Origin of the sequence: Chitinophaga sp. 30R24 (assembly GCF_049056765.1) — a bacterium.
Lineage (GTDB): Bacteria > Bacteroidota > Bacteroidia > Chitinophagales > Chitinophagaceae > Chitinophaga.
Window position 1 is genome coordinate 1,232,399 of record NZ_JBJGXX010000001.1, and the last position, 20,712, is coordinate 1,253,110.

Genomic DNA, 20,712 nt, shown 5'->3' on the forward strand with positions numbered 1-20,712 from the left:
TGGTGAAATCCGGCATAAAAATGGCAAACAAGTAATCTTTAATGAAATTATGCGCTAACCCATTTCATTAGCAAAAAGTAAAGTGCATAATCCCAAAAACGTTAGATGATGAGAAACATTATCCAAGTTGTAAGAGAGGCCTTACTCACCAATTTCAGGGAGTTGGATCATTGGTTTGATAAAGACCAGGCATTGCTGGATTTCAAACCGGAAGCAGACCAATGGAGTATCAGGGAAGTGTTGGAACATATTACCCTCACCAATTATTTCCTGCTGCTGATTATTAACAAAAGTACCCGCCGTGCGTTGGAACGTAAAAGAACAGGACATACTGTGATCTTGCCAGCAGACTATCATGATAAATTTGATCAAATAGATGTGATCGGAAGCAAATCCTTTGGATGGGTACGGCCAGAACATATGGAACCTACGGGTCTTAAAGATATGCAAGAGATAAAAGCCTTGCTCAAACAACAGTTTGCACAGTGTATGTATAACCTCTCCTTGCTGAAAAATGGGGAAGGGTTGCTGGTATTCACCAATATGTCTGTAAACCACCTGGGCAAACTGGATATATACCAATATATCTATTTCCTTACTAAACATATCGAGCGGCATATCCGTCAGATGCAACGGCTCCAGAAGGAGTTCGAAGAAAGTGCAGTATTAATATAATTGTAAAGGTCGACCATCAACTTCTGTTGTTGTTAATCCTGATTTATCTGGCCGGAAGTACCCCGCTACTTCCGGCTTTTTATTATCAATATTCAAAATTTGATTTTACCTTTATGTACTACTGCTAACCAGTACCCAAATATGACCCGAAATCCCCGTTACCTGTGCTTGCTCATCGCATTGTGGTGCAATGCGTCTAATGCTTTAGCTATTAAGAAATTACATCCGCCTGTAGCCAGTAAAAACATTCCTGTTGCTATTCCCGGAAAAGACGAGAAAAACATTGCGATCAGTACCTACCTGGAACGCTATGAATTTATAACCGGCGATAAAGACTACCCAGTCAATATCCATCAAAATTCAGCAGTCACCTACCGGTGTAACCAGTTCCGGACTACTGTGCCTTTCGTGGAGTTTTATGACGATAAAAGCCGGATAGATGAAGTACGCGCTATTGTAAGTGGGAAGCGTAATAAAATGATCAAGCCTGCTTTCCAGAACTATACAGTAGATGGTATTTTTTATTCTGATGCACGTGTATGCACCATGGAAGTACCATTGGAACAAAAAGGAGAAGAAAGCTCCGTAGAGCTGGATAAAACTACGCTCGATCCCCGCTATTTCACTGCTATCTATTTTACGGATAGCTATGATATCGACAAACATGAAGTGCAGTTGGTAGTGCCCCGCTGGATGAAGGTAGAGATCAAAGAGATGAACCTTAAAGCTTACAACATCCGTAAAACGGTGGTATACGACAGCAAGCGGGATGAAGATGTATATACTTACACAGCTACAAAGCTGCCTGCCAAGGTAACTGAAAAAAATGCCCCCGGACCTTCTTATGTTTATCCACACCTGCTGGTATTGAGTAAGTACGCAGAACTGAAAGGTGGTAAAACCAATTTTTTTAATACCACGGCCGATCTCTATGCCTGGTATCACAGTTTGGTAAAGCAGATTGGCGATGATGAAGTTATTCTTAAAGCCAAAGCATTGGAGATCACCAAAGGCATTTCTTCAGATACAGGTAAGATTAACGCCGTATACCATTGGATGCAGGATAATATTCGCTACATCGCTTTTGAAGATGGCATTGCCGGCTTTAAACCAGAGAAAGCCCAGTTGGTGCTGCAACATAAATACGGCGACTGTAAAGGTATGGCTAACCTTACACGGGGCCTGCTGAAAGCACTCGGCTTTGATGCCCGGCTTTGTTGGATTGGTACTGATCATATTGCTTATGATTATGCTATTCCTTCATTGGCAGTAGACAATCACATGATCTGTGCGCTCAACTATAAGGGAAAGCGCTACTTCCTGGACGCTACCGAAACCTATATTGGCCCCAACCAGTACGCTCAGCGTATACAGGGCCGGCAGGTAATGATAGAAGATGGGGAATCGTTTATACTTGACCGTATTCCTCTGCGTAATTGGGAACAGAATACAGCTATTGAAAAAAGAACCCTACGCGTAGATGGGACTAACTTAGCCGGAAAGGTCCACCAGCAGTGGGATGGAGAAAGCAAAGAGTTCTTGCTTACCCAGGTGCATGGTATCAAAAAAGAAAAATTACAAGATGCCCTTCGCCAATATCTTACAGAAAGTAATAACAAGTACCAGATCAATAATTTGCAAACATCAGATATCAATTATTGGGATAACGGGTTGGATATACAGTACGACCTGGAGTTCCAGGAAGCGGTTACCGCTTTCGGAGATGAATTATATGCAGAAATGGATTACCGCAAGGAAATGTCTGGTTACACGATAGATACTGCCAAGCGGGAAAATGATATGTTGTTTTACTATAAGCATCATGTGGTAAATGAAACGACCCTGGAAGTACCGGCGGGTTATAAGGTAACCACTCTGCCGGCAGGTCTGAAAATAGACCGCGACGGTTATTCGTTTAATATCTCTTACAAAGTAAACGGTTCCCAAATCCTTTATCATAAAGAATTGATTATTAAAAACCCCTGGTTACCCAAATCCGGATTCGGGCAGTGGAATGCTGATATCCGAGCCCTGGATAAAGCTTATCTCGAACAAATAACATTCGCTAAAAAGTAATACCTACATACCTATACCATGAGAGCAAAAATTTTATGCTGTGCCATCATTGCGCTGTTATTGCAGCAATGGGGATATGCACAGAAAGCCAAAGATTTCCGGGAGTATAAAGAACGCGCCACTGCCGTAAGACAGGAAGTGTGGGCCTGGGATATTCCAGCGTTTAAAAATCCCCCAGCCGTTACCGACAATAAATCCTCTGCCGTGGTAATTGCCAAGCATGTGGATGTAAAGACTTCCAGTACTAAAAAGCTAAAGTATATTGGCGTTGGCTTTAAAATAAAGAAAGACATCTTTTACAGCAATACCGTTCGTGAAATGGTAAAACTGAACGATAAAGCTGCCTTGGATGAATATTCTGAATTTAGTTTCAAGAAGCTTCAAAGCCTGAACACTTACTTTCATCGCGGATTAACCACTACTATTGTGGGTGTTCGTGTTATAAAGCCTGATGGTAGCCAGAAAGAAGTAAATGTAGATGAAGAGATCGTAAACGAAGAAGATGATAAAAAACAACAAAAAAGTAAGTTGGCTATCCCAGATCTGCAAGTAGGCGATATCATTGATTATTTTGTAAGAGTGGAAGAGCAGAAAGATGTGAACAGTCCCATAGATCAACAGGTTTTTATATTGGGAGATGATAAGCCGGTTATGCAATATTCCGTGCATTGCGAAATCAGCGATAAATATTTTGTAAGGTATCGTGCTTCTAATGGTGCGCCTGACCTGAAAATCAAGCGGGATGATGATGGCAATGTGATGGACCTGCTCGTTAGAAACCTGCCTAGTTTACCAGTAGACTTGTGGATGTCGCCCTACCGGCAGATACCTATGATCCGGATGGATATTCTTTTTGGCACCCGTTTGGAGGCGGGGCAGTCGGCTGGGGAAGTACGCCGCAATCCCAGCCAGCAGGAAATAAAGGAATCTATCTTAAAAGATATTATCACCGACGGCTGGAACCTGTGGGCAGCTGGCGGGGGCCACTGGAATAAGGATATCCATGATATGATGAAACAATATAAGCGGGAGAGGGGAAAGGAAATTCCAGACGACAGTTTGGCCTATTACGTGTATTATGCTTTCCGTTTCCTGGCCTTCTATAAAGTGAATTTCACCGATAAGATTATGGTAGGTACAGAGAGGAATTACATTCAGCCAGATAATAAAAAATTCATTTTCTTCCTGCAAGATGCTATGCGAAGGATGGATGTGCCGGTAGAATTTGTACTGGTAACCTCTCGTTATGGACCGGGCCAGGAAGAAGTATTAAATAACGGCGATTACGAATATATGTTGAAAACGCAAGGTCCAAAACCTATCTTCATGAGTGCGGATGGCGTATTCAGTAACTGCGCCTATATTGCTCCGGAATATGAGAAGCAGGTTGCACCGGTAATTGATCTGAAAAAATATGATAAGCGCCGGCATGAACTGAAAACCTACGATGAAATAAAGGTTGGTACTTCTACTGCAGATGATAATAAGCAAATAGAACAACTGAAAATTTCTTTGGACGATGATATGCAGTTACTGAAAGTAAACCGGCAAACCACATTAAAAGGAAGTTTGAGGGTAGGGGAGCAAAGGCGGTTGTTATTGTTCCAGGATTATTACGAATCGGAAAGGAAGGCATTAGGGCTACGCAATAGCTTTATGGAAGAACTGGATGATAACAAAGCAGAACGTAAGTTGGCAGAAGAATACGCCAATGCCTTTGCTGAGGCCAAAAAGGCGCAGAAAGATCAGTTTATGGAAGAAGTACAGGAACAGTTTGATGTGAAGCCCACAGAACTGGTGAGTTTCAAAATTAATCAACAAGGGTTGAGACATGACAAGCCTGATTTCGTATATGCTACTTCTTTTACGCTGGACGGACTTGTAAAGAAAGCAGGTAATAACTATATTCTGGATGCGGGAAAACTCATCGGTGAGCCACTAAAAGTAAAAACTGAGCAGCGCGACCGTAAAGTAGATGTATACATGCCGTTTGCGCGCAGTTTTGAATATGATATTGAGATAACTATACCTAGCGACTATACGTTAGTGGGCGCAGATAAATTAAACAAGGAAATAGATAACGAGAGCGGTTCTTTCACTGTACAAGCTACAGTGGCACCAGATAAGTTGAAACTGCATATCAGAAAGGCTTACAAGAACAACTTTGAACCTGTTGCCAAGTGGAATAATTTGCTTCAGATAATAGATGCAGCAACGGATTTCTACAATCAAAAAGTATTGCTCAAGAAGTCTTGATAAAGAAAGTTGAGAATATTTTGTTAGAAAATTTGCATTATCAAAATATATCAGCTTATATTTGTGTCGCAAAAAAAATATTAATAAAAGAAACTTACAATCATGAAACGCTTTCAACTACATACGGACAACGCAATTCCTTGCATGGTGCAAGGTAGCGGCGGGTTCCGGGCGTTTTATGGTTACAGGTAGATCAAAAATATTTGTAAATATAACAGAAAGCCCGGGTCGCATGATCCGGGCTTTTTTGTTATAGCCTATAACAGGAATGAATTTACCAGCAATTACCAAACGGGTTCAAAACCGCTACAGTGAATGGTTTATGGATAGCATCGCCTCGGCGGATGCTAAACGGATAAGGTATGCCTTAACGTAGTATATACGTTAACGTTAATAGCCCGGTCCGTGTAACAACAGACCGGGTTTTTTTTGATGGTAATACAAGAGATTATTTGAGGAGGTACATAAAAAACAGGCAGGCGGAGTAATCCTGCTCCGCTTTCAACTCCTTTAAAGATGTTTTTTTTCGTCTCTGTTTGCATTTTAACCCCCAACAATCAGGTTATCAGAAGGATAACCTGTAATTTACCCCATGATAAGCGCGATTTACGCAGGGCTGCCATAGCCCTGGTAAATCGTTATCAGGGACTTAAAAGGATAACATTTATGAAGCATAGCGTTAATAATAATATAGACATTACAGACGGTGAATATTTTGATCCGAAAGGCGTATATACGTTGAATTTTAATATTATACCTGATATCAATAATGTATATGAAATAGACGGGGAAAAGGCAGCTGCCACCTTTGCACAGAAATATGCAGATATAATTGTACGTACACACCGGTATACTGATTATGATAATAAGAAGAAACGCTATAAGCATAATCAGACCCAAATGATACTGCAAAACAATTGTGTAGTAGCCTTTTGGTCTTCCTGGTGTGAAATATTGCATGATAACCAACATCCGGCATTTGTAAAGGAGGTAACGGATATGGTTACACGATTTAAAGAAAAGCAGCGCCGGGAGCCACACGAAATCAATCTGATCACCAGCGGGCGTAAAGGACTGGAGCTGAAAAGTCTGGAAATAAAGCGTACCAAACTGGATATTGGGTTGTTTTATGAAGATGATTTTAAAGCGATAGATAAAGTTGTACAACAACGTTTAAAGAAGGATAAGGATAAAGGTATTGTGCTATTGCATGGACTGCCAGGCACGGGTAAAACTACTTACCTCCGTTATCTGATCGGTAGGATAAAGAAGCGGGTGTTGTTTGTATCTCCGGATTTGGCTACTAATATTATGAATCCGGAATTCATGGAGCTGCTCATAGATAATCCTAACTGTGTAGTGATTATTGAGGATGCAGAGAATGTGATCATGGACCGTAAGTTCTCCGGCAATTCATCAGTATCTAACCTGTTGAATTTATCGGACGGCTTATTAGCCGACTGTTTAAACATACAATTGGTTTGTTCCTTTAACAGCGATTTGTCTGCTATAGATAGTGCTTTGCTGCGTAAGGGCCGCCTCATTGCCAAGTATGAGTTTAAACGGTTGTCCGTGGCAAAGGCGCAGCAACTGTCTAAACATATGGGATTTGATACCATTGTTAACCGGCCAATGAGCGTGGCGGAAATTGCCAATCAACACGAACCTTCTTATGAAAGAAGGCAAAACGTGATCGGGTTTAGAACAAGTATAATAGAAGAAGTAATATGATGACCTATTTATCTTTATATATAAGCATGTTGAGGGAATTCAGATCGGCATCCAAACATAGGTTCCCTGCCAACCATTTTAATTAAATAAAACATTGTATAAATTAATCCCTATATATCGGAAACAATTATCAACGGTCAATTATTACTGGAAGTAGGATTTCCATCAGGGCCTGTTTATCGTATAGTTTTAAGCCTTATAAAGGAATATTTTTTCCAGCTTCCAGGGGGCTAGGAGCGCAGATTGCCGGGCATTACACGCAGTTAGCGAAAAAGCTGTGTCCTTTACCGGATGAAGTGCATCACCTAGCGTCTCATGGAGCGGGCCGGCGGATGTCGCGTACGCGGGCGGCGAAGTTGATCACCCAGGCGGGACTGCGGGCGCATGGCGTAACCCTGATAGGGGGCGGATTGGATGAGGCGCCTAGTGCTTATAAGGATATTGAAGTGGTAATGGCTCGCTGGTGGAAGTAGTGAGCCATTTTGTGCCGAAGATAATGAGGATGGCAGAGGGAGGGCCTGCAGAGGATTAAGTTAAAACGGGTATGCAATGGGCAAAGGCGGGAAACAACAGCAGTTGTTTTTCGCCTTTCTTGTTATTAGTCTATTAAAATGGTAGGATATTTTAATTATATTACTTATCATTGTGAAAATTTACCACCGCCAACATTTTTAATGAGTTATCTGATACATGTGCTGGTGCCATGTACCGGCCTATGTCTTGTTATTTCCGGATTAAAAATTCAATAAAGTGCATCTAAATTACCTGGCTTTAGCAGTTCCATTTTTTCTGACCTTTATCGGATTGGAATATCTGGTGGCGCGGAAAAAGGGAAAAACCTATTTCAAGTTCAATGATTCTGTGAGTAACCTGAGTATAGGCATTGCAGAGCGGCTATTGGACACATTTACAGTAGGTCTTTTTTACTTTGTGTATGATTATTTATACCGGCATTTCGCTTTGTTTGATATTAAATCCAGTGTGTTATTATGGGTGGCTTTATTGATCTGCACAGACTTTATTTGGTATTGGTACCACCGTTTGGCGCACGAAGTGTCTTTATTTTGGAGCGCCCATGTGGTGCACCACCAGAGTGAGGAATTCAATTATACAGTATCGGCCCGTATAACCGTTTTTCAGGCGTTTATCCGTACTGGTTTCTGGGCGGTATTGCCGGTAATAGGTTTCCCGCCTGCTATGATTACCAGTATGTTACTGGTACATGGGCTGTACCCATTTTTTATTCATACCCGTACTATTGGGAAGCTGGGCATATTGGAATATATTTTTGTAACGCCCTCGCACCACCGGGTGCATCATGCAAGTAATCCTAAGTATCTTGATAAGAATTACGGAGATGTGTTTATTATTTGGGATAAGTTATTTGGCACGTTTGTAAAAGAGGAGGAGGAGCCGGTATATGGTTTAACTAAACCATTGGAAAGCAATAGTTTTTTATGGCAACATTTCCATTTTATACTGGAATTATTTTATTCTGCCCGGCAGGCGAAGGGGTGGCGGAATAAGTTGCGTATTATTTTTGGTAAGCCGGATTATATAGATCCCACTGCCCGGCAGGTGTTGGAAGAAAAATTACTGCTCCGTAACCAGGATGTTACGGAAACGCCCAAACTGTATAGTTATGTACTGTGGCAGATAGTAGCCACACTTACCTTGTTGTTTACCTTTCTTTTATTGGAGCATTACATACCAGTGTTTATACAGGTATGTGTTACGTTGTTGATATTGCTTACGCTGATCAACTGCGGTGCCATTATGGAGCAAAAGAAATGGGTGTTTTATCTGGAGTATGCCCGTTACCTGGTAATATGCCTGGTGGGGTATTATTATTGGCCACATCCAGCCCTCTTATGCGCCGCCGCCATTATTATGATCATGGGGGCCTACTTCCAGTCTCACCTGAAAGAACATTATCTGCGGCTGGTATATGGTTATACCCGTTCCTGAGTTATAGGCATATTACTGCAGAGCCTGCTGGATAGGAGGTCTACTTATCTGGGGACTTGATTTTTCAAGATTTTCCGGGCAAAGTGTATCCTGCTTTTGATGGTGCCCAGCGGTTCCTGCAGAATGTCTGCGATCTCAAAGTATTTGTACCCTTCATAATAGAGCATAAACGGTTTTTTAAAGATGCTGGGCAGGTGGTATACCGCCACGTTAATGTCTTTCAACTGTAAATTGGAAGCCGCTTTGTTGCTAACGGAATGTTGTTCATAATTGTTAATGAACTCATTGCCACTAGGTTCTCCTACCATGCGGTGCTTTAATGATTTCCGGTAATGGTTGATGAAGATGTTACGCATAATCGTAAACAACCATGCCCGGATGTTGGTGCCTTCCAGATACTTCTCCTGGTTGGAGAGGGCTCTGAAAAGGGTTTCCTGATAGAGATCTTTTGCCTGTTCGGTGTCTTTAGTCAACGTGAAAGCGAAGGGTTTCAGGAAATCTGCATTTCCGATAAGCAAGGTGTTAAATTCAACAGAGGACATAATGTTTAAGTTTTGCCTTGACTAATTTAAACAAAAAGAAGGGGTAGAAAAGACATCCCACTTGTATTGAGGGGGAGGTCTAATACATAACTTTTTCTAGTGATCTGAACTGATTCTCAAACGATTCTATCTAATGCCAATAACTAGATACTTAGATCGATAAAAACAGTGGTAGTTTAAGTAGTGAAATAGAATTTTCTCAACAGGTAATATCAATGGCCTCTCTAATAAAATAAACGTAAACGGTAGGGAAAGGGTTTGTAATGGCAGAGATTTATTGTATTTTACAATTTTATATATTATAATCGTCTTAAAATTAGTATATAAGCTATTTTATTACCTTGGATTGTGGTAGGTTGCCTGTTTATTATGTAAGAGCATGATAAATAGATCATAAAGATTTCAGCATAAAAGTGTTAGGAATTCAGGGGTAGCTTATATTTATATGTTATTTTTAATAGATTTGCACCTTATTTGGCGGGAGCCATAGCGAAACTGTTCCCAAAAATGTATTCGAGAAGTTTTATATCCTATTATACATGTTAAGAAAATTTTTGTTGGTCCAACTGTTCTTGTTAATTGGTTATTGTGCAGTGGCGCAGGTCCCATCATTTTCTAAAGATCAGGCTTCCCAGGTTAAAATAGACAATTTCAGTGATGACCAGATCCGGCAGATTGTAGCGGAGATGAAGAAGAATAAGCTGGGCATGGATGATATTGATACCTATGCCCAACAAAAAGGGATTCCGGCAGCAGAAGTATCCAAATTAAAAGCAAGGATAGAACAGTTGGGGCTTGACAAAGAATTAAACGGATCGTCTGGTGCAAGAAACAATAAGGAGGACCAATATGGTAGCAGGAATGTAGATTACGGCCCCGATGGTGATACCAGTAGTTACAGGAATAAAAAGAGGCAATACCGGGAGGGTGAGCCTAAAACCAAACATATTTTCGGATCAGAACTTTTCTCTAATACAAATTTAACGTTTGAACCCAACCTGAGGATGCCAACTCCTCCTAATTACCGGTTGGCAGCCGATGACGAGGTAATGATTGACGTATACGGTTATTCCGAAGTGCAGCACCGGTTGAAAGTTACGCCGGATGGCTATTTGCGTATTCCCAATCTGGGTCCTGTGTATGTGAACGGGCTTACCATGGAAGAGGCAAAGGTCCGGATCACTAAACAACTGTCTACTATATACGGCGGAATAAAAGCCGGAAACACCTTTGTTCAGATCACCCTGGGAAATATCAGGAGTATCCGGGTATTATTGATAGGAGAAGTAGTAAGGCCAGGCTCCTATACTATTCCTTCCCTGGCATCTGTGGCCAATGCGTTATATGTATCCGGAGGGCCCAATGAAAATGGTTCTTTCCGTGATATACAGGTGATCCGGAATGGCCAGTCTGTTGCTACATTCGATTTGTACGCCTTTTTGAGCAATGGAGACCTGAGTAATAATATTATTTTGCAGGACCAGGATATTGTGAAAGTAAACCCTTATAAAACCAGAGTAGAACTGTCTGGAGAAGTAAAAAGGCCTGCTATTTTTGAGGCAAAGGAAAATGAAACCTTGCAGCAGATCATCGATTACGCTGGCGGTTATACGGATATTTCTTTCCGGGATAATATACGTGCGTACAGGGTGAATAATAAAGAATGGGAAGTAGTGAATGTTTCTGCCAGTGAAATTGGCAGTTTCAGATTAAAATCCGGTGATCAGTTTTTCGTAGATTCTATATTAAAGAGGTTTAGTAACCGTGTAACCATTACCGGAGCTGTATTTCATCCCGGGAATTATGCCCTGGAAGATAATATGACCGTATCGGATCTGATAAAAAGAGCGGATGGTGTAAAGGAAGTAGCCGCTTTATCCAGAGGGTTAATCAGGCGTTTGCAGCCTGATTTTACGCCTGCTTATATTAATTTTAGTGTACAAGATGCAATTGAAGGAAAAAGCAGTGTAGCGTTAGAAAAAGAAGACAGTGTAATTATCTATTCAAAGCTGGAACTACGGGAGGCTTATTACGTAAGAATTGAAGGCCAGATTAATAATCCTGGATACTTTAATTATGGTGATAGCATGCACTTGGAAGATCTTATTTTATTAGCGGGAGGTCTCACTGACGCGGCTTCTGTAAAGCGGATAGAGATTTCCCGTAGAATACGAAGTGGTACATATAATCCAGAGGATAGCACCAAAGCTATCGTTAAACAGTTCGACGTAAATACGGATCTCAGTAGCGCTCCAGATGCCAAGGGATTTGTATTGCAGCCATTCGATGAAGTTTTGATCCGCCGGTCGCCTGTATATGCAATACAAGCCAATGTGCATATTTCTGGAGAAGTGGTATATCCAGGAGAGTATACGATCAACAATCGTTCTGAACGGATTTCAGATCTGGTTAGACGAACAGGTGGTTTGCGCCCGGAGGCTTATGCAGAAGGGGCTGTGATGCTAAGAAGAACTTTTTTAAATGAGGGGGATAGCTTGCTGATGACGAATAAACTGGAAGTGTTTTATAATAAACTGCAGGATAGTTCTGATATTAAGCGGATGAAAGGGGCGGTTGCCAGGCATGAGCAGTTGCTCGGTATCAACCTGGATCATATATTGAAACATCCAGGTTCCAAATATGATTTACTATTGGAAGAAGGAGACATCATCAAGGTGCCTAAGAGATTGCAAACAGTACAGCTGTTCGGAGAAGTGTATTTTCCAAAGAAAATAAGGTACGACGGCGTATATAAATTCAGGGATTATGTGCGTGGATCCGGTGGGTTTACTTCTCAAGCGTTGAGAAGAAGAAGCTATATCGTATATGCAAATGGTGAAGTTAAGAATACCCGAAAGGTTTTTTTCTTTAATGCTTATCCTAAAGTGAAACCAGGTGCAGAAATTTATGTGCCTACAAGAAGGGAAAGAAAAGGGTTGAACGGGCAGGAAGGGGTAGCTATTGCAAGTGGATTAGCTTCACTGGCATTGGTGATTGTAACTATATTGAATACAGTTAGGTAATTGTGATTTACTAAGTGAGCAGATAAGCAGATACAGATATGGAAACACCACAATATAAGGAAGCAAATATGCCTACCGATATGTCCATCAAAGAGGTTATTTTAATAGTAAAAGATTGGTGTACCTATTTATTGCAAAAGTGGGTTATTATTTTGATTTTTCTTGTGATAGGTGGTACGCTCGGTTTATTATATGCTTTATCTAAAAAAAGCAATTATGTGGCAGAGCTTTCTTTTGTCATGGAAGAAGGCAAATCTAATACATTGGGGGCATATGCTGGGTTAGCAAGTCAGTTTGGAATTGATTTAGGTGGCTCAGGTGCAAGTGGGGTATTTTCTGGAGATAATATATTAGAGTTTCTGAAGACAAGGCTAATGGTAGAGAAGGTGTTACTTTCCCCGGCTATTTCAGATAGCACGTCAATAAGCCTTGGCGACCTCTATATTGAATCAAGTGGTTTAAGAAAACAATGGAAGCATAATAGAAAGTTGGAGAATTTGCATCTGCCTATTGTGACTGGAGAAAGGAACTTAGACCTAGTACAGGATAGTATCCTTTTTATTATCTATAAACAGTTGCTCAAAACTAACCTAAGCGTAGCGAAGCCTGATAAAAAGTTGGGATTTATTATAGTTAAATGTCTTTCTACCAATCAAATTTTTTCTAAAGTATTTACAGAACGATTGGTGAATGAGGCGATAGATTTTTATGTTACTACCAAAACGAAACGATCTAAAGCCAGCGTAGCTGTTTTGCAAAATAAAGCCGATTCCCTAGAAGCGTTGTTAGACAAGAAGACTTATGCAGTTGCTGCTTCGCAGGATTTGAATCTGAATCCTGCTAGAAGGTTAGCTACTGTAGGAGCAGAGTTAGGCTCAAGGGATAAAGTAGTATTGCAAACTATGTACGGCGAGGTATTGAAAAATCTGGAACTGAGCAAAATCGCAATGGCTCAGGAAACACCATTGATTCAATTGGTAGACTTACCACGTTTCCCATTACCTCAAGAGCGTTTGGGTAAACTTAAAGGAATTCTGTTTGGTGGGTTCTTTTTTTCGCTTATTGCTTGTATGGGCTTAATCATTGTGAAAATTTATAGAAATATCATGCAATAATCCCAATTATTAATTCCTAATTATAAGTAAATGAAAGTTGTAATATTAGCTGGTGGACTTGGTACTAGATTATCAGAAGAAACAACCATAAAGCCCAAACCTATGGTGGAAATTGGAGGCATGCCAATATTATGGCATATCATGAAGATATATTCTTCCTATGGTTTCAATGATTTTGTGATCTGTCTTGGCTACAAAGGCTATGTAATAAAGGAATACTTCGCAAATTATTTTTTACATAAGTCAGATGTAACTATTAATCTTAAAACCAATTCTCTGGAAGTTCATGATAGCCAGGCTGAACCATGGAAAATAACATTAGTAGATACTGGTATAGATTCAATGACTGGAGGAAGAATTAAACGTATATCCCAGCATGTTGGTAATGAAACTTTTATGTTGACATATGGTGATGGCGTAGGGAATATCAATATTCAAGAGCTGGTAGATTTTCATAAGAATAATGGTAAATTATGTACCGTTACTTCTGTTCAGCCGTCTGGAAGATTTGGGGCATTAAATATTGGAGGTCAAGGATTAGTACATTCATTTATGGAAAAGCCTAAAGGGGATGGTGCCTGGATAAACGGTGGTTTTTTTGTTTGTGAGCCTGGGGTCTTTGAATATATAGCTGGTGATAGTATATTATGGGAAAGAGAGCCAATGGAGCAACTTGCGGCTAATGGCCAGATGGTCGCATATAAACATAGCGGCTTCTGGAAACCAATGGATACATTGCGTGATAAGCAGGAACTTGAGTCCGATTGGAATACTAATAATGCTAAATGGAAAATCTGGTGATTTTTCAGTTAAAAAATAAATATGTTTTCTACTGAGATATATAAAAATAAGAAAGTTTTTTTAACAGGTCATACTGGCTTTAAAGGTAGCTGGCTGCTTGTATGGTTACATTTTTTAGGTGCCAAGATTAAAGGTTTTTCTCTTGCGCCCGAAAATCAGCACGATTTATATAATCAGATTGGGGGTGATAATTTGTGCGATTCCATTATTGGTGATATAATGGATTATGATTTGTTGGAAAAGGAGCTACTTGCGTTTGAACCAGACTTTGTTTTTCATTTGGCGGCTCAGCCGTTGGTAAGATTATCCTATAAAATGCCGGTAGCTACATTTTCTATCAATAGCATTGGAAGCGCTCATTTACTGGAAGTTGTTAGGAAACTGCCTGGTAAATGTCAGGTAATTATGGTAACGACTGATAAAGTATATCATAATAATGAATGGGTTTATCCATATCGAGAAACTGATGCATTGGGTGGCTATGATCCATATAGTGCAAGTAAGGCATGTGCAGAAATTGTTATTGCGTCTTATCGTAACTCTTTCTTTAATTTAAGGGATTATTCTATTCATAAGAAAGGAATTGCAGTTGCAAGGGCTGGTAATGTTATTGGAGGAGGGGATTGGGCATTAGATAGAATTATACCCGATACTATACGGGCACTGCAACAAAACATACCAGTAACAGTAAGGAATCCTAAAGCAGTTAGGCCTTGGCAGCATGTACTTGAGCCCTTGAGTGGATATTTGGAATTAGGTGCAAAGTTATTCCTTGAACCTGAAAAGTATAGTACTGCTTTCAACTTTGGACCATATATGCAAGATAATCTCGAAGTAGAAGCACTTGTAAAAATAGCGCTAGAAATTTGGCAGGGAGGAGGCTATGAAATTATTCAGCATCAAGATCAGTTACATGAAGCTGGCCTGTTGAAACTTGATATATCGAAAGCTGTTTATGATTTGCTATGGACCCCTAAATTCAGCGCAGAGGCTGCGATAGAAAAAACTGTTAATTGGTATAAAGCTTTTAGTGAGGGTAATTCAACAGCATTCGACTTAGTAAAGAAAGATATTGATGCGTATGTTGCAGCTTAGAATGCTTATTTTAGGAAGTACGGGGTTTCTTGGAAAGAATATGATGCATAGTTTTTCCAAGAATTTTACTGTTTTGGGAACAACTCGGAAAGAAAATTTTCCCAAGGAGGATATGAATAGCATTTACTTCGACCTGGAAAATGCTGATACCTGGCAGAATATCGTCGATTATAGACCTGATGTAATTGTTAATGCGTCTGGTTATGGGGTAGTAAAGGATCAGCTGGATAGTACTAAAATGAAATTAATTAATTATTATCAACCATACTTATTAAAGAATTTCTTAGAAGAAAAGCTGCTGGATTTTTTTTGGATACAAATCGGTACTGCTTTTGAATATGATCTGAAGTGTACGGCATTAACGGAAGCCAGCCCGATGATGCCTTTAACCGATTATGGAATAAGTAAAGTGATGATGTCTCAGTATTTGCTTCAGTCGGATAAACGTAATTATTGTATAATCCGTCCATTTGCCATGTATGGGCCTTATGAAGATAAAAGTAAAATTATTCCGGCTTTAATCCTTGCCCAAAAGAATAAGGAAACAATTTCTCTTTCTAGTGGAGAACAAATCAGAGACTATTTTTTTGTGTCGGACCTCAGCTTCTTTATTCAGCAAATGATTAGCCGTGGAATTAATAGATTTTCTGGAGAAATCATCAATGTGGGTTCAAATACACCAGTTTCTTTAAAGAAATTATCTTCTGATCTAGGTAGATATATTAATGAATTTGATGCTGGTTATTGGAATTGGGGAGCTTTAAGTCAACGTGCTAACGAAAGTACAATGTTTTATAATACTTCGGGTAAGTGTTATGAATATGGTTTTGTCCAAACTCCAGCAGAGATAGCGTTTCAAACTACAATTGACCATTTTTATCATTAATCGGTATGAGTTATAAGAATATTGGGAATACTTTAGCTGAATCACTAAAAGCGATAGCAATAAAGAATGTTACAAAGGTAATCCAACCTGGAGTTGATTATATACCTGTAACAGGTAAAGTACTAGATGAAGAAGATCTCTTATTTGGCGTTGATGCTGTACTGGACGGTTGGTTAACCACTGGTAGGTTTGGACCGATGTTTGAGAGAGATTTAGCTCGTTGGTTTGGCTCGCGATTTTCTGCATTGGTGAATTCTGGTTCTTCTGCTAATCTTGTGGCATTCTATACTTTGACTTCGCCAAAGTTAGGTGATAGAGCTATAAAACCAGGGGATGAAGTCATCACAGTTGCTGCAGGATTTCCAACTACAATTAATCCTATTATTCAGTATGGAGCCATTCCGGTTTTTATTGATGTAGATATCCCGACTTATAATGTGAAAGCGGATATGATTGAAGCTGCTATTACCAATAAAACAAAGGCAATTATGTTGGCTCATACTTTAGGCAATCCCTTTGCGCTTGATGAGGTAATGAAGGTTGCAAAGAAATATAATTTATGGGTAATTGAAGATGACTGCGATTCATTGGGAGCCACTTTTGAGAATAAAAAAACAGGAACTTTTGGAGATCTTGCAACGGTATCGTTCTATCCTGCTCACCACATTACAATGGGGGAAGGGGGAGCTGTGCTGGTGAATAATGCATCGTTAAAAAAAATAGTGGAAAGTTTCCGTGATTGGGGACGCGATTGTTGGTGTGAGCCAGGAAAGGATAATACTTGTGCAAAGCGTTTCGATTGGGAACTTGGAGATTTACCATGTGGATATGATCATAAGTATACCTATTCCCATATTGGATTTAATCTTAAGGTAACAGATATGCAGGCAGCTATTGGTGTAAGTCAGCTTAAAAAAGCAGACCGGTACGTTGAAAAAAGGCGTCTGAATCATAAAATGTTATATAACAAGTTAAAAAGGTTTGAAGATCATTTTATTCTGCATGAAGCCACGCCTGGTAGTGATCCGAGCTGGTTTGGATTTATGATTACCATTAGGGAAACATCTCCCATTAACCGGAATAGATTGGTACAATATCTTGAAAATAATAAAATTGGTACACGTTTGTTATTTGCAGGAAATCTCCTCAAACAGCCCGCTTATCAACATATTGAGAGAAGAATTGTTGGCGATTTAACTAATACAGATATCATCATGAATCGGGCTTTTTGGTTAGGTGTTTGGCCTGCATTAGAAGAGATTCATTATGATTATATTGTAGATACTATTGCTGGATTCATTAAAAATCATTTATGAGATATTTTATAACCGGAGGTTGTGGATTCTTGGGTTCTAATTTGGCAGCAGCCATTTTGAAAAGCGGGGAAGAGTTGTTTGTTTTTGATAATCTATACAGAACTGGAACAGAACAAAATTTAAAGTGGCTCCAATCCTTAGGCGATTTTAAATTTTATCATGCGGATATCAGATCATATAATGATGTAGAATATGCTGTTCGTGATGCCAAACCAGATGTGATTTTTCACTTAGCCGGCCAGGTAGCTATGACAACTTCCTTGAATAATCCAAGATTTGATTTTGAAGTAAATGTTGTAGGAGGAAATAATATTTTGGAGGTTGTTAGAAAATTTGCTCCAAATGCTATAGTTACCTATTCTTCTACCAATAAGGTTTATGGTGATCTGGAATGGATTGCTTATGAGGAAACGGCTACAAGATATATCGCTAAAGGGTATGAAAATGGTTTTAATGAAGAAGTGCCTTTGAAATTTGCATCTCCCTATGGTTGTTCTAAAGGTGCTACGGACCAGTATATGTTGGATTATGCTAAAATGTTTGGATTGAAAACTGTGATTTTCAGGCATTCATCGATCTTTGGTGGCAGGCAATATGCTACCGCTGATCAGGGCTGGATTGGCTGGTTTGTTAAACAAGCGCTTGATATAAAGAAAGGAATTTTAAAGGAGCCATTTACTATTTCGGGTAATGGCAAGCAGGTAAGGGATGTATTGTTTGCAGATGACCTTATCAATTGTTATTTCAAAGCAGTTGCATCTATTAATATTACAGCAGGTAATGTATATAATATTGGAGGTGGGGTTACAAATAGTCTTTCACTACTAGAATTATTTGCATTTTTGGAGACGGAGTTGGCAATTGATATGAAATATCAAGAACTCCCCTGGAGGCAGAGCGACCAGAAAGTTTTTATTGCCAAACTAGATAAAGCTGCAACTGATTATGGTTGGGCTCCAGTAATAGATGCAAAAGAAGGGATTCGCAAAATGATCAAGTGGATTGAAACTATTTAATAAGATGAATATAGAAGTAGCCATACCCACTTATAATAGAAATCTGTATCTGAGTAAATTATTATCAACTATTCCTGCAGATATTAAAGTATATGTTAGTGATAATGGTAGTTGTGTGAGTGATGATGTAGTTAGGAAATACCCTAATGCTACATTTATAAAGCATTCTGTAGTATTGGATGTTTTTGAAAACTGGAATGCTGCAGCTAAGCAGTCATCATCTGAATGGCTTGTTATCCCTTCAGATGATGATCTGTTTTTGCCAGAGGCCTTCCAGCAAATTGAATATTATACAAATAAGTATGCTGAGGCAGATATGCTCATTTTTGGTCATCAGATTATTGATGAGAATGATGTGGTTAAATACAAGTGGCAGCCTGATTCTGAAGAAATTATGAATGCTCCTACCGGTTTCCTAAAATTTAGATTTGGAGTTGAAGCTAGAATGCCTTCCATCGTATTTAAGACGTCTTTATTGAGGCAACTGAATTATTTTGACGAGCACCTAAAGCTTACTGCGGGAGATAGCGATTTAGTACAAAGGGGATTATTGCATGGGAAAGCCATTTTTATTCCTGTTATTATTGGAGCTTACAGAGTATGGAACGGAGGGTTAACCAATAAGAAAATTGCTACCAAACTTTGGTTGGATGAAATTGATTATTGGCAGAATAAGGTTGTTGGATTACTTAAAGAGAGAGTGCTTCAAGGTTGGGTATTGCCAGGTGCTTTATCTTTTGATCAGATAAAGGATGAAGTATATGCTAGAAACCTTTCAGCTGGTTTGTACTCTATCTTAAAGAGTGATAACGGAAGTAGAAAAAACAGGGTGGCTTTTATCAGGCAGAATCGTTTTCCTTGGAGAGCAACATTGAAGTCTAAGATGCGAATTATATACCAAATTATTAAATGATCTCTGGTGGAACAGTCTGTTATTAAGTCTTTATTAGGGTCTGCTGGATTTAAATTGGTGTCTTCAATAGTACCATTAATCGTAATACCAATACTTCTTGCAAGTTTGGGTAATCAGCAGTATGCCATCTGGGTTACAATGACAACTTTAATCGGATGGATCAGTTTATTCGACTTTGGAGTTGGCTATAGCTTGAAAAATAAAATAACAGAATCAATAGCTGCAAATAGGCTGGATGAAGTAGAACCTATCGTAATTGGTGTTTTACAATTCTATATATTATCTGCTTTTGTGCTATTATTTATCTTTTCTATATCACTTTTTTATGTGAAAGTTTTTGCCGATCATAAAGTACTTGCTATGGTTGTGTATTTGCCGGTTATTGTAAGTTTTCCTTTTACAATTGGCAATTTTATTCTTCAATCGTTGTCTAAATTTATCCTATTAAACTTTTTATTGCTTTTACAAGGAGGGCTTTGGTTGATATTTGTACTGATCAATAAAATATTTGCATTAAACCTGCCTTTAGTGATGTTGGGAGCGTTTTTTAGCTGTTGCTATTTTAGTTCTACCTTTTGGATATTTTATGTGTCCGCTAGGTACATAAAGATTGATTTTAAGAAATTATGGAATAGAGATTTTTTTTATCAGCAGAAATCCAGTATAAAATCAGGATTAAAGTTTTTTATTCTTCAATTGTCTGCACTTATCTTATATTCTATCGGTAATGTACTGATGTATGATAATATGGATTTGGCATCCATTGCGCGGTTTGATATAATCAATAAGATTTTCCTCTTGGGCTTAACCATCTTTAACATCGTAATAGCTATTTTTTGGGTTGAAATATCTAAGTATAAGGCGAAGAATGATTATGCTAATCTGTTAAAAGTGCGTCATCAGCTTTTAATTATTAGCCTCGTATTTGCTATATTATCTTTTCTGAGCACTTTTATTATTCCGTTTGTTGTAGATATATGGACCGGGCACAGGATTCACGTTGAAACAAGATATCTGGTTGTCTTTGCTGCATTAATTTCTATACAGGCATTTGCTTATAGTGGTGCTGTTTTCCTAAATGCTTTTGAGGTATTGAGCGGGCAAATTGTTTTCTCCGTAATATCAGCCATTATTATGTTCCCACTATCGAAATTTTTTTTAAAGATAGGACTAGGTATAAATTCGGTTCCCCTCGCATCAGCATTGTTAACATTTCCTACAATGGCATATGTACTTATTAAAGCAAAAAGCTGTATAAATTTGATCAAAAATGATATACTCGTTTATTAATATTATTAA

Annotated in this window: 16 protein-coding genes; 15 read left to right on the forward strand and 1 reads right to left on the reverse strand. The window is 39.0% G+C overall.

Going from position 1 to position 20,712, the window contains the following annotated elements:
* Nucleotides 1-108: 108 nt before the first annotated feature.
* The 6 genes from ACDQ55_RS05170 to ACDQ55_RS05195 all read left to right on the forward strand — a co-directional run bounded on the left by ACDQ55_RS05170 (nt 109) and on the right by ACDQ55_RS05195 (nt 8,706).
* Entirely contained in the window at nt 109-675 is a 567-nt protein-coding gene (locus ACDQ55_RS05170; RefSeq protein ID WP_420980113.1) for a DinB family protein, read from the forward strand.
* A gap of 141 nt (nt 676-816) precedes the next feature.
* Nucleotides 817-2,751, forward strand: a complete 1,935-nt coding sequence (locus tag ACDQ55_RS05175) for a transglutaminase domain-containing protein (RefSeq protein WP_420980114.1) — start codon at nt 817-819, stop codon at nt 2,749-2,751.
* An 18-nt stretch (nt 2,752-2,769) separates the two neighbouring features.
* The gene (locus tag ACDQ55_RS05180) at nt 2,770-5,007 is read left to right on the forward strand and encodes a DUF3857 domain-containing protein (RefSeq protein WP_420980115.1); all 2,238 of its coding nucleotides are present in this window, start codon (nt 2,770-2,772) and stop codon (nt 5,005-5,007) included.
* Nucleotides 5,008-5,673: 666 nt separating this feature from the next.
* The gene (locus ACDQ55_RS05185; protein WP_420980116.1) at nt 5,674-6,738 is read left to right on the forward strand and encodes an AAA family ATPase; all 1,065 of its coding nucleotides are present in this window, start codon (nt 5,674-5,676) and stop codon (nt 6,736-6,738) included.
* A gap of 296 nt (nt 6,739-7,034) precedes the next feature.
* A complete protein-coding gene (locus ACDQ55_RS05190; RefSeq protein WP_420980117.1) occupies nt 7,035-7,211 on the forward strand; it encodes an RtcB family protein in 177 nt (58 codons plus the stop codon).
* A 277-nt stretch (nt 7,212-7,488) separates the two neighbouring features.
* Nucleotides 7,489-8,706, forward strand: a complete 1,218-nt coding sequence (locus ACDQ55_RS05195) for a sterol desaturase family protein (RefSeq protein WP_420980118.1) — start codon at nt 7,489-7,491, stop codon at nt 8,704-8,706.
* Nucleotides 8,707-8,750: 44 nt separating this feature from the next.
* On the opposite strand, the gene ACDQ55_RS05200 is transcribed toward ACDQ55_RS05195, so the two are convergent.
* Nucleotides 8,751-9,248 (reverse strand): RNA polymerase sigma factor, encoded by a 498-nt coding sequence (locus ACDQ55_RS05200; RefSeq protein WP_420980119.1) that lies wholly within the window; start codon nt 9,246-9,248, stop codon nt 8,751-8,753.
* A gap of 539 nt (nt 9,249-9,787) precedes the next feature.
* Between ACDQ55_RS05200 and ACDQ55_RS05205 the strand changes: the two genes are divergently transcribed.
* From ACDQ55_RS05205 to ACDQ55_RS05245, 9 genes are read left to right on the forward strand one after another with little or no spacing between them, the layout of a single operon-like run.
* A complete protein-coding gene (locus ACDQ55_RS05205) occupies nt 9,788-12,271 on the forward strand; it encodes an SLBB domain-containing protein (protein ID WP_420980120.1) in 2,484 nt (827 codons plus the stop codon).
* A 38-nt stretch (nt 12,272-12,309) separates the two neighbouring features.
* On the forward strand, nt 12,310-13,386 hold the full coding sequence (locus ACDQ55_RS05210; RefSeq protein ID WP_420980121.1) for a hypothetical protein: 1,077 nt from the start codon (nt 12,310-12,312) through the stop codon (nt 13,384-13,386).
* Nucleotides 13,387-13,416: 30 nt separating this feature from the next.
* Nucleotides 13,417-14,187: a glucose-1-phosphate cytidylyltransferase gene (gene rfbF / locus ACDQ55_RS05215; RefSeq protein ID WP_420980123.1), complete on the forward strand. Its 771-nt coding sequence runs from the start codon at nt 13,417-13,419 to the stop codon at nt 14,185-14,187.
* A 21-nt stretch (nt 14,188-14,208) separates the two neighbouring features.
* Complete coding sequence (gene rfbG, locus ACDQ55_RS05220) at nt 14,209-15,282, forward strand: CDP-glucose 4,6-dehydratase (protein WP_420980124.1); 1,074 nt, start codon at nt 14,209-14,211, stop codon at nt 15,280-15,282.
* The gene (locus ACDQ55_RS05225) at nt 15,269-16,168 is read left to right on the forward strand and encodes an NAD-dependent epimerase/dehydratase family protein (protein WP_420980126.1); all 900 of its coding nucleotides are present in this window, start codon (nt 15,269-15,271) and stop codon (nt 16,166-16,168) included. Before rfbG ends, ACDQ55_RS05225 begins: the two co-directional genes overlap by 14 nt.
* A gap of 5 nt (nt 16,169-16,173) precedes the next feature.
* The gene (gene rfbH / locus ACDQ55_RS05230; RefSeq protein WP_420980127.1) at nt 16,174-17,484 is read left to right on the forward strand and encodes a lipopolysaccharide biosynthesis protein RfbH; all 1,311 of its coding nucleotides are present in this window, start codon (nt 16,174-16,176) and stop codon (nt 17,482-17,484) included.
* A complete protein-coding gene (locus ACDQ55_RS05235; RefSeq protein WP_420980129.1) occupies nt 17,481-18,500 on the forward strand; it encodes a GDP-mannose 4,6-dehydratase in 1,020 nt (339 codons plus the stop codon). Before rfbH ends, ACDQ55_RS05235 begins: the two co-directional genes overlap by 4 nt.
* Before the next feature lie 4 nt (nt 18,501-18,504).
* Nucleotides 18,505-19,413: a glycosyltransferase family 2 protein gene (locus ACDQ55_RS05240; protein ID WP_420980130.1), complete on the forward strand. Its 909-nt coding sequence runs from the start codon at nt 18,505-18,507 to the stop codon at nt 19,411-19,413.
* A 6-nt stretch (nt 19,414-19,419) separates the two neighbouring features.
* Nucleotides 19,420-20,703 (forward strand): hypothetical protein, encoded by a 1,284-nt coding sequence (locus ACDQ55_RS05245; protein WP_420980131.1) that lies wholly within the window; start codon nt 19,420-19,422, stop codon nt 20,701-20,703.
* Nucleotides 20,704-20,712 lie beyond the last annotated feature (9 nt).

Bases quoted from the DNA above. Each gene is read 5' to 3' on its own strand.
- ACDQ55_RS05235 (WP_420980129.1), top strand. From the start codon at position 17,481: ATGAGATATTTTATAACCGGAGGTTGTGGATTCTTGGGTTCTAATTTG.
- rfbH (WP_420980127.1), top strand. From the start codon at position 16,174: ATGAGTTATAAGAATATTGGGAATACTTTAGCTGAATCACTAAAAGCG.
- rfbG (WP_420980124.1), top strand. From the start codon at position 14,209: ATGTTTTCTACTGAGATATATAAAAATAAGAAAGTTTTTTTAACAGGT.
- ACDQ55_RS05225 (WP_420980126.1), top strand. From the start codon at position 15,269: ATGTTGCAGCTTAGAATGCTTATTTTAGGAAGTACGGGGTTTCTTGGA.
- ACDQ55_RS05180 (WP_420980115.1), top strand. From the start codon at position 2,770: ATGAGAGCAAAAATTTTATGCTGTGCCATCATTGCGCTGTTATTGCAG.
- ACDQ55_RS05210 (WP_420980121.1), top strand. From the start codon at position 12,310: ATGGAAACACCACAATATAAGGAAGCAAATATGCCTACCGATATGTCC.
- ACDQ55_RS05185 (WP_420980116.1), top strand. From the start codon at position 5,674: ATGAAGCATAGCGTTAATAATAATATAGACATTACAGACGGTGAATAT.
- ACDQ55_RS05200 (WP_420980119.1), bottom strand. From the start codon at position 9,248: ATGTCCTCTGTTGAATTTAACACCTTGCTTATCGGAAATGCAGATTTC.
- ACDQ55_RS05240 (WP_420980130.1), top strand. From the start codon at position 18,505: ATGAATATAGAAGTAGCCATACCCACTTATAATAGAAATCTGTATCTG.
- rfbF (WP_420980123.1), top strand. From the start codon at position 13,417: ATGAAAGTTGTAATATTAGCTGGTGGACTTGGTACTAGATTATCAGAA.
- ACDQ55_RS05205 (WP_420980120.1), top strand. From the start codon at position 9,788: ATGTTAAGAAAATTTTTGTTGGTCCAACTGTTCTTGTTAATTGGTTAT.
- ACDQ55_RS05170 (WP_420980113.1), top strand. From the start codon at position 109: ATGAGAAACATTATCCAAGTTGTAAGAGAGGCCTTACTCACCAATTTC.
- ACDQ55_RS05175 (WP_420980114.1), top strand. From the start codon at position 817: ATGACCCGAAATCCCCGTTACCTGTGCTTGCTCATCGCATTGTGGTGC.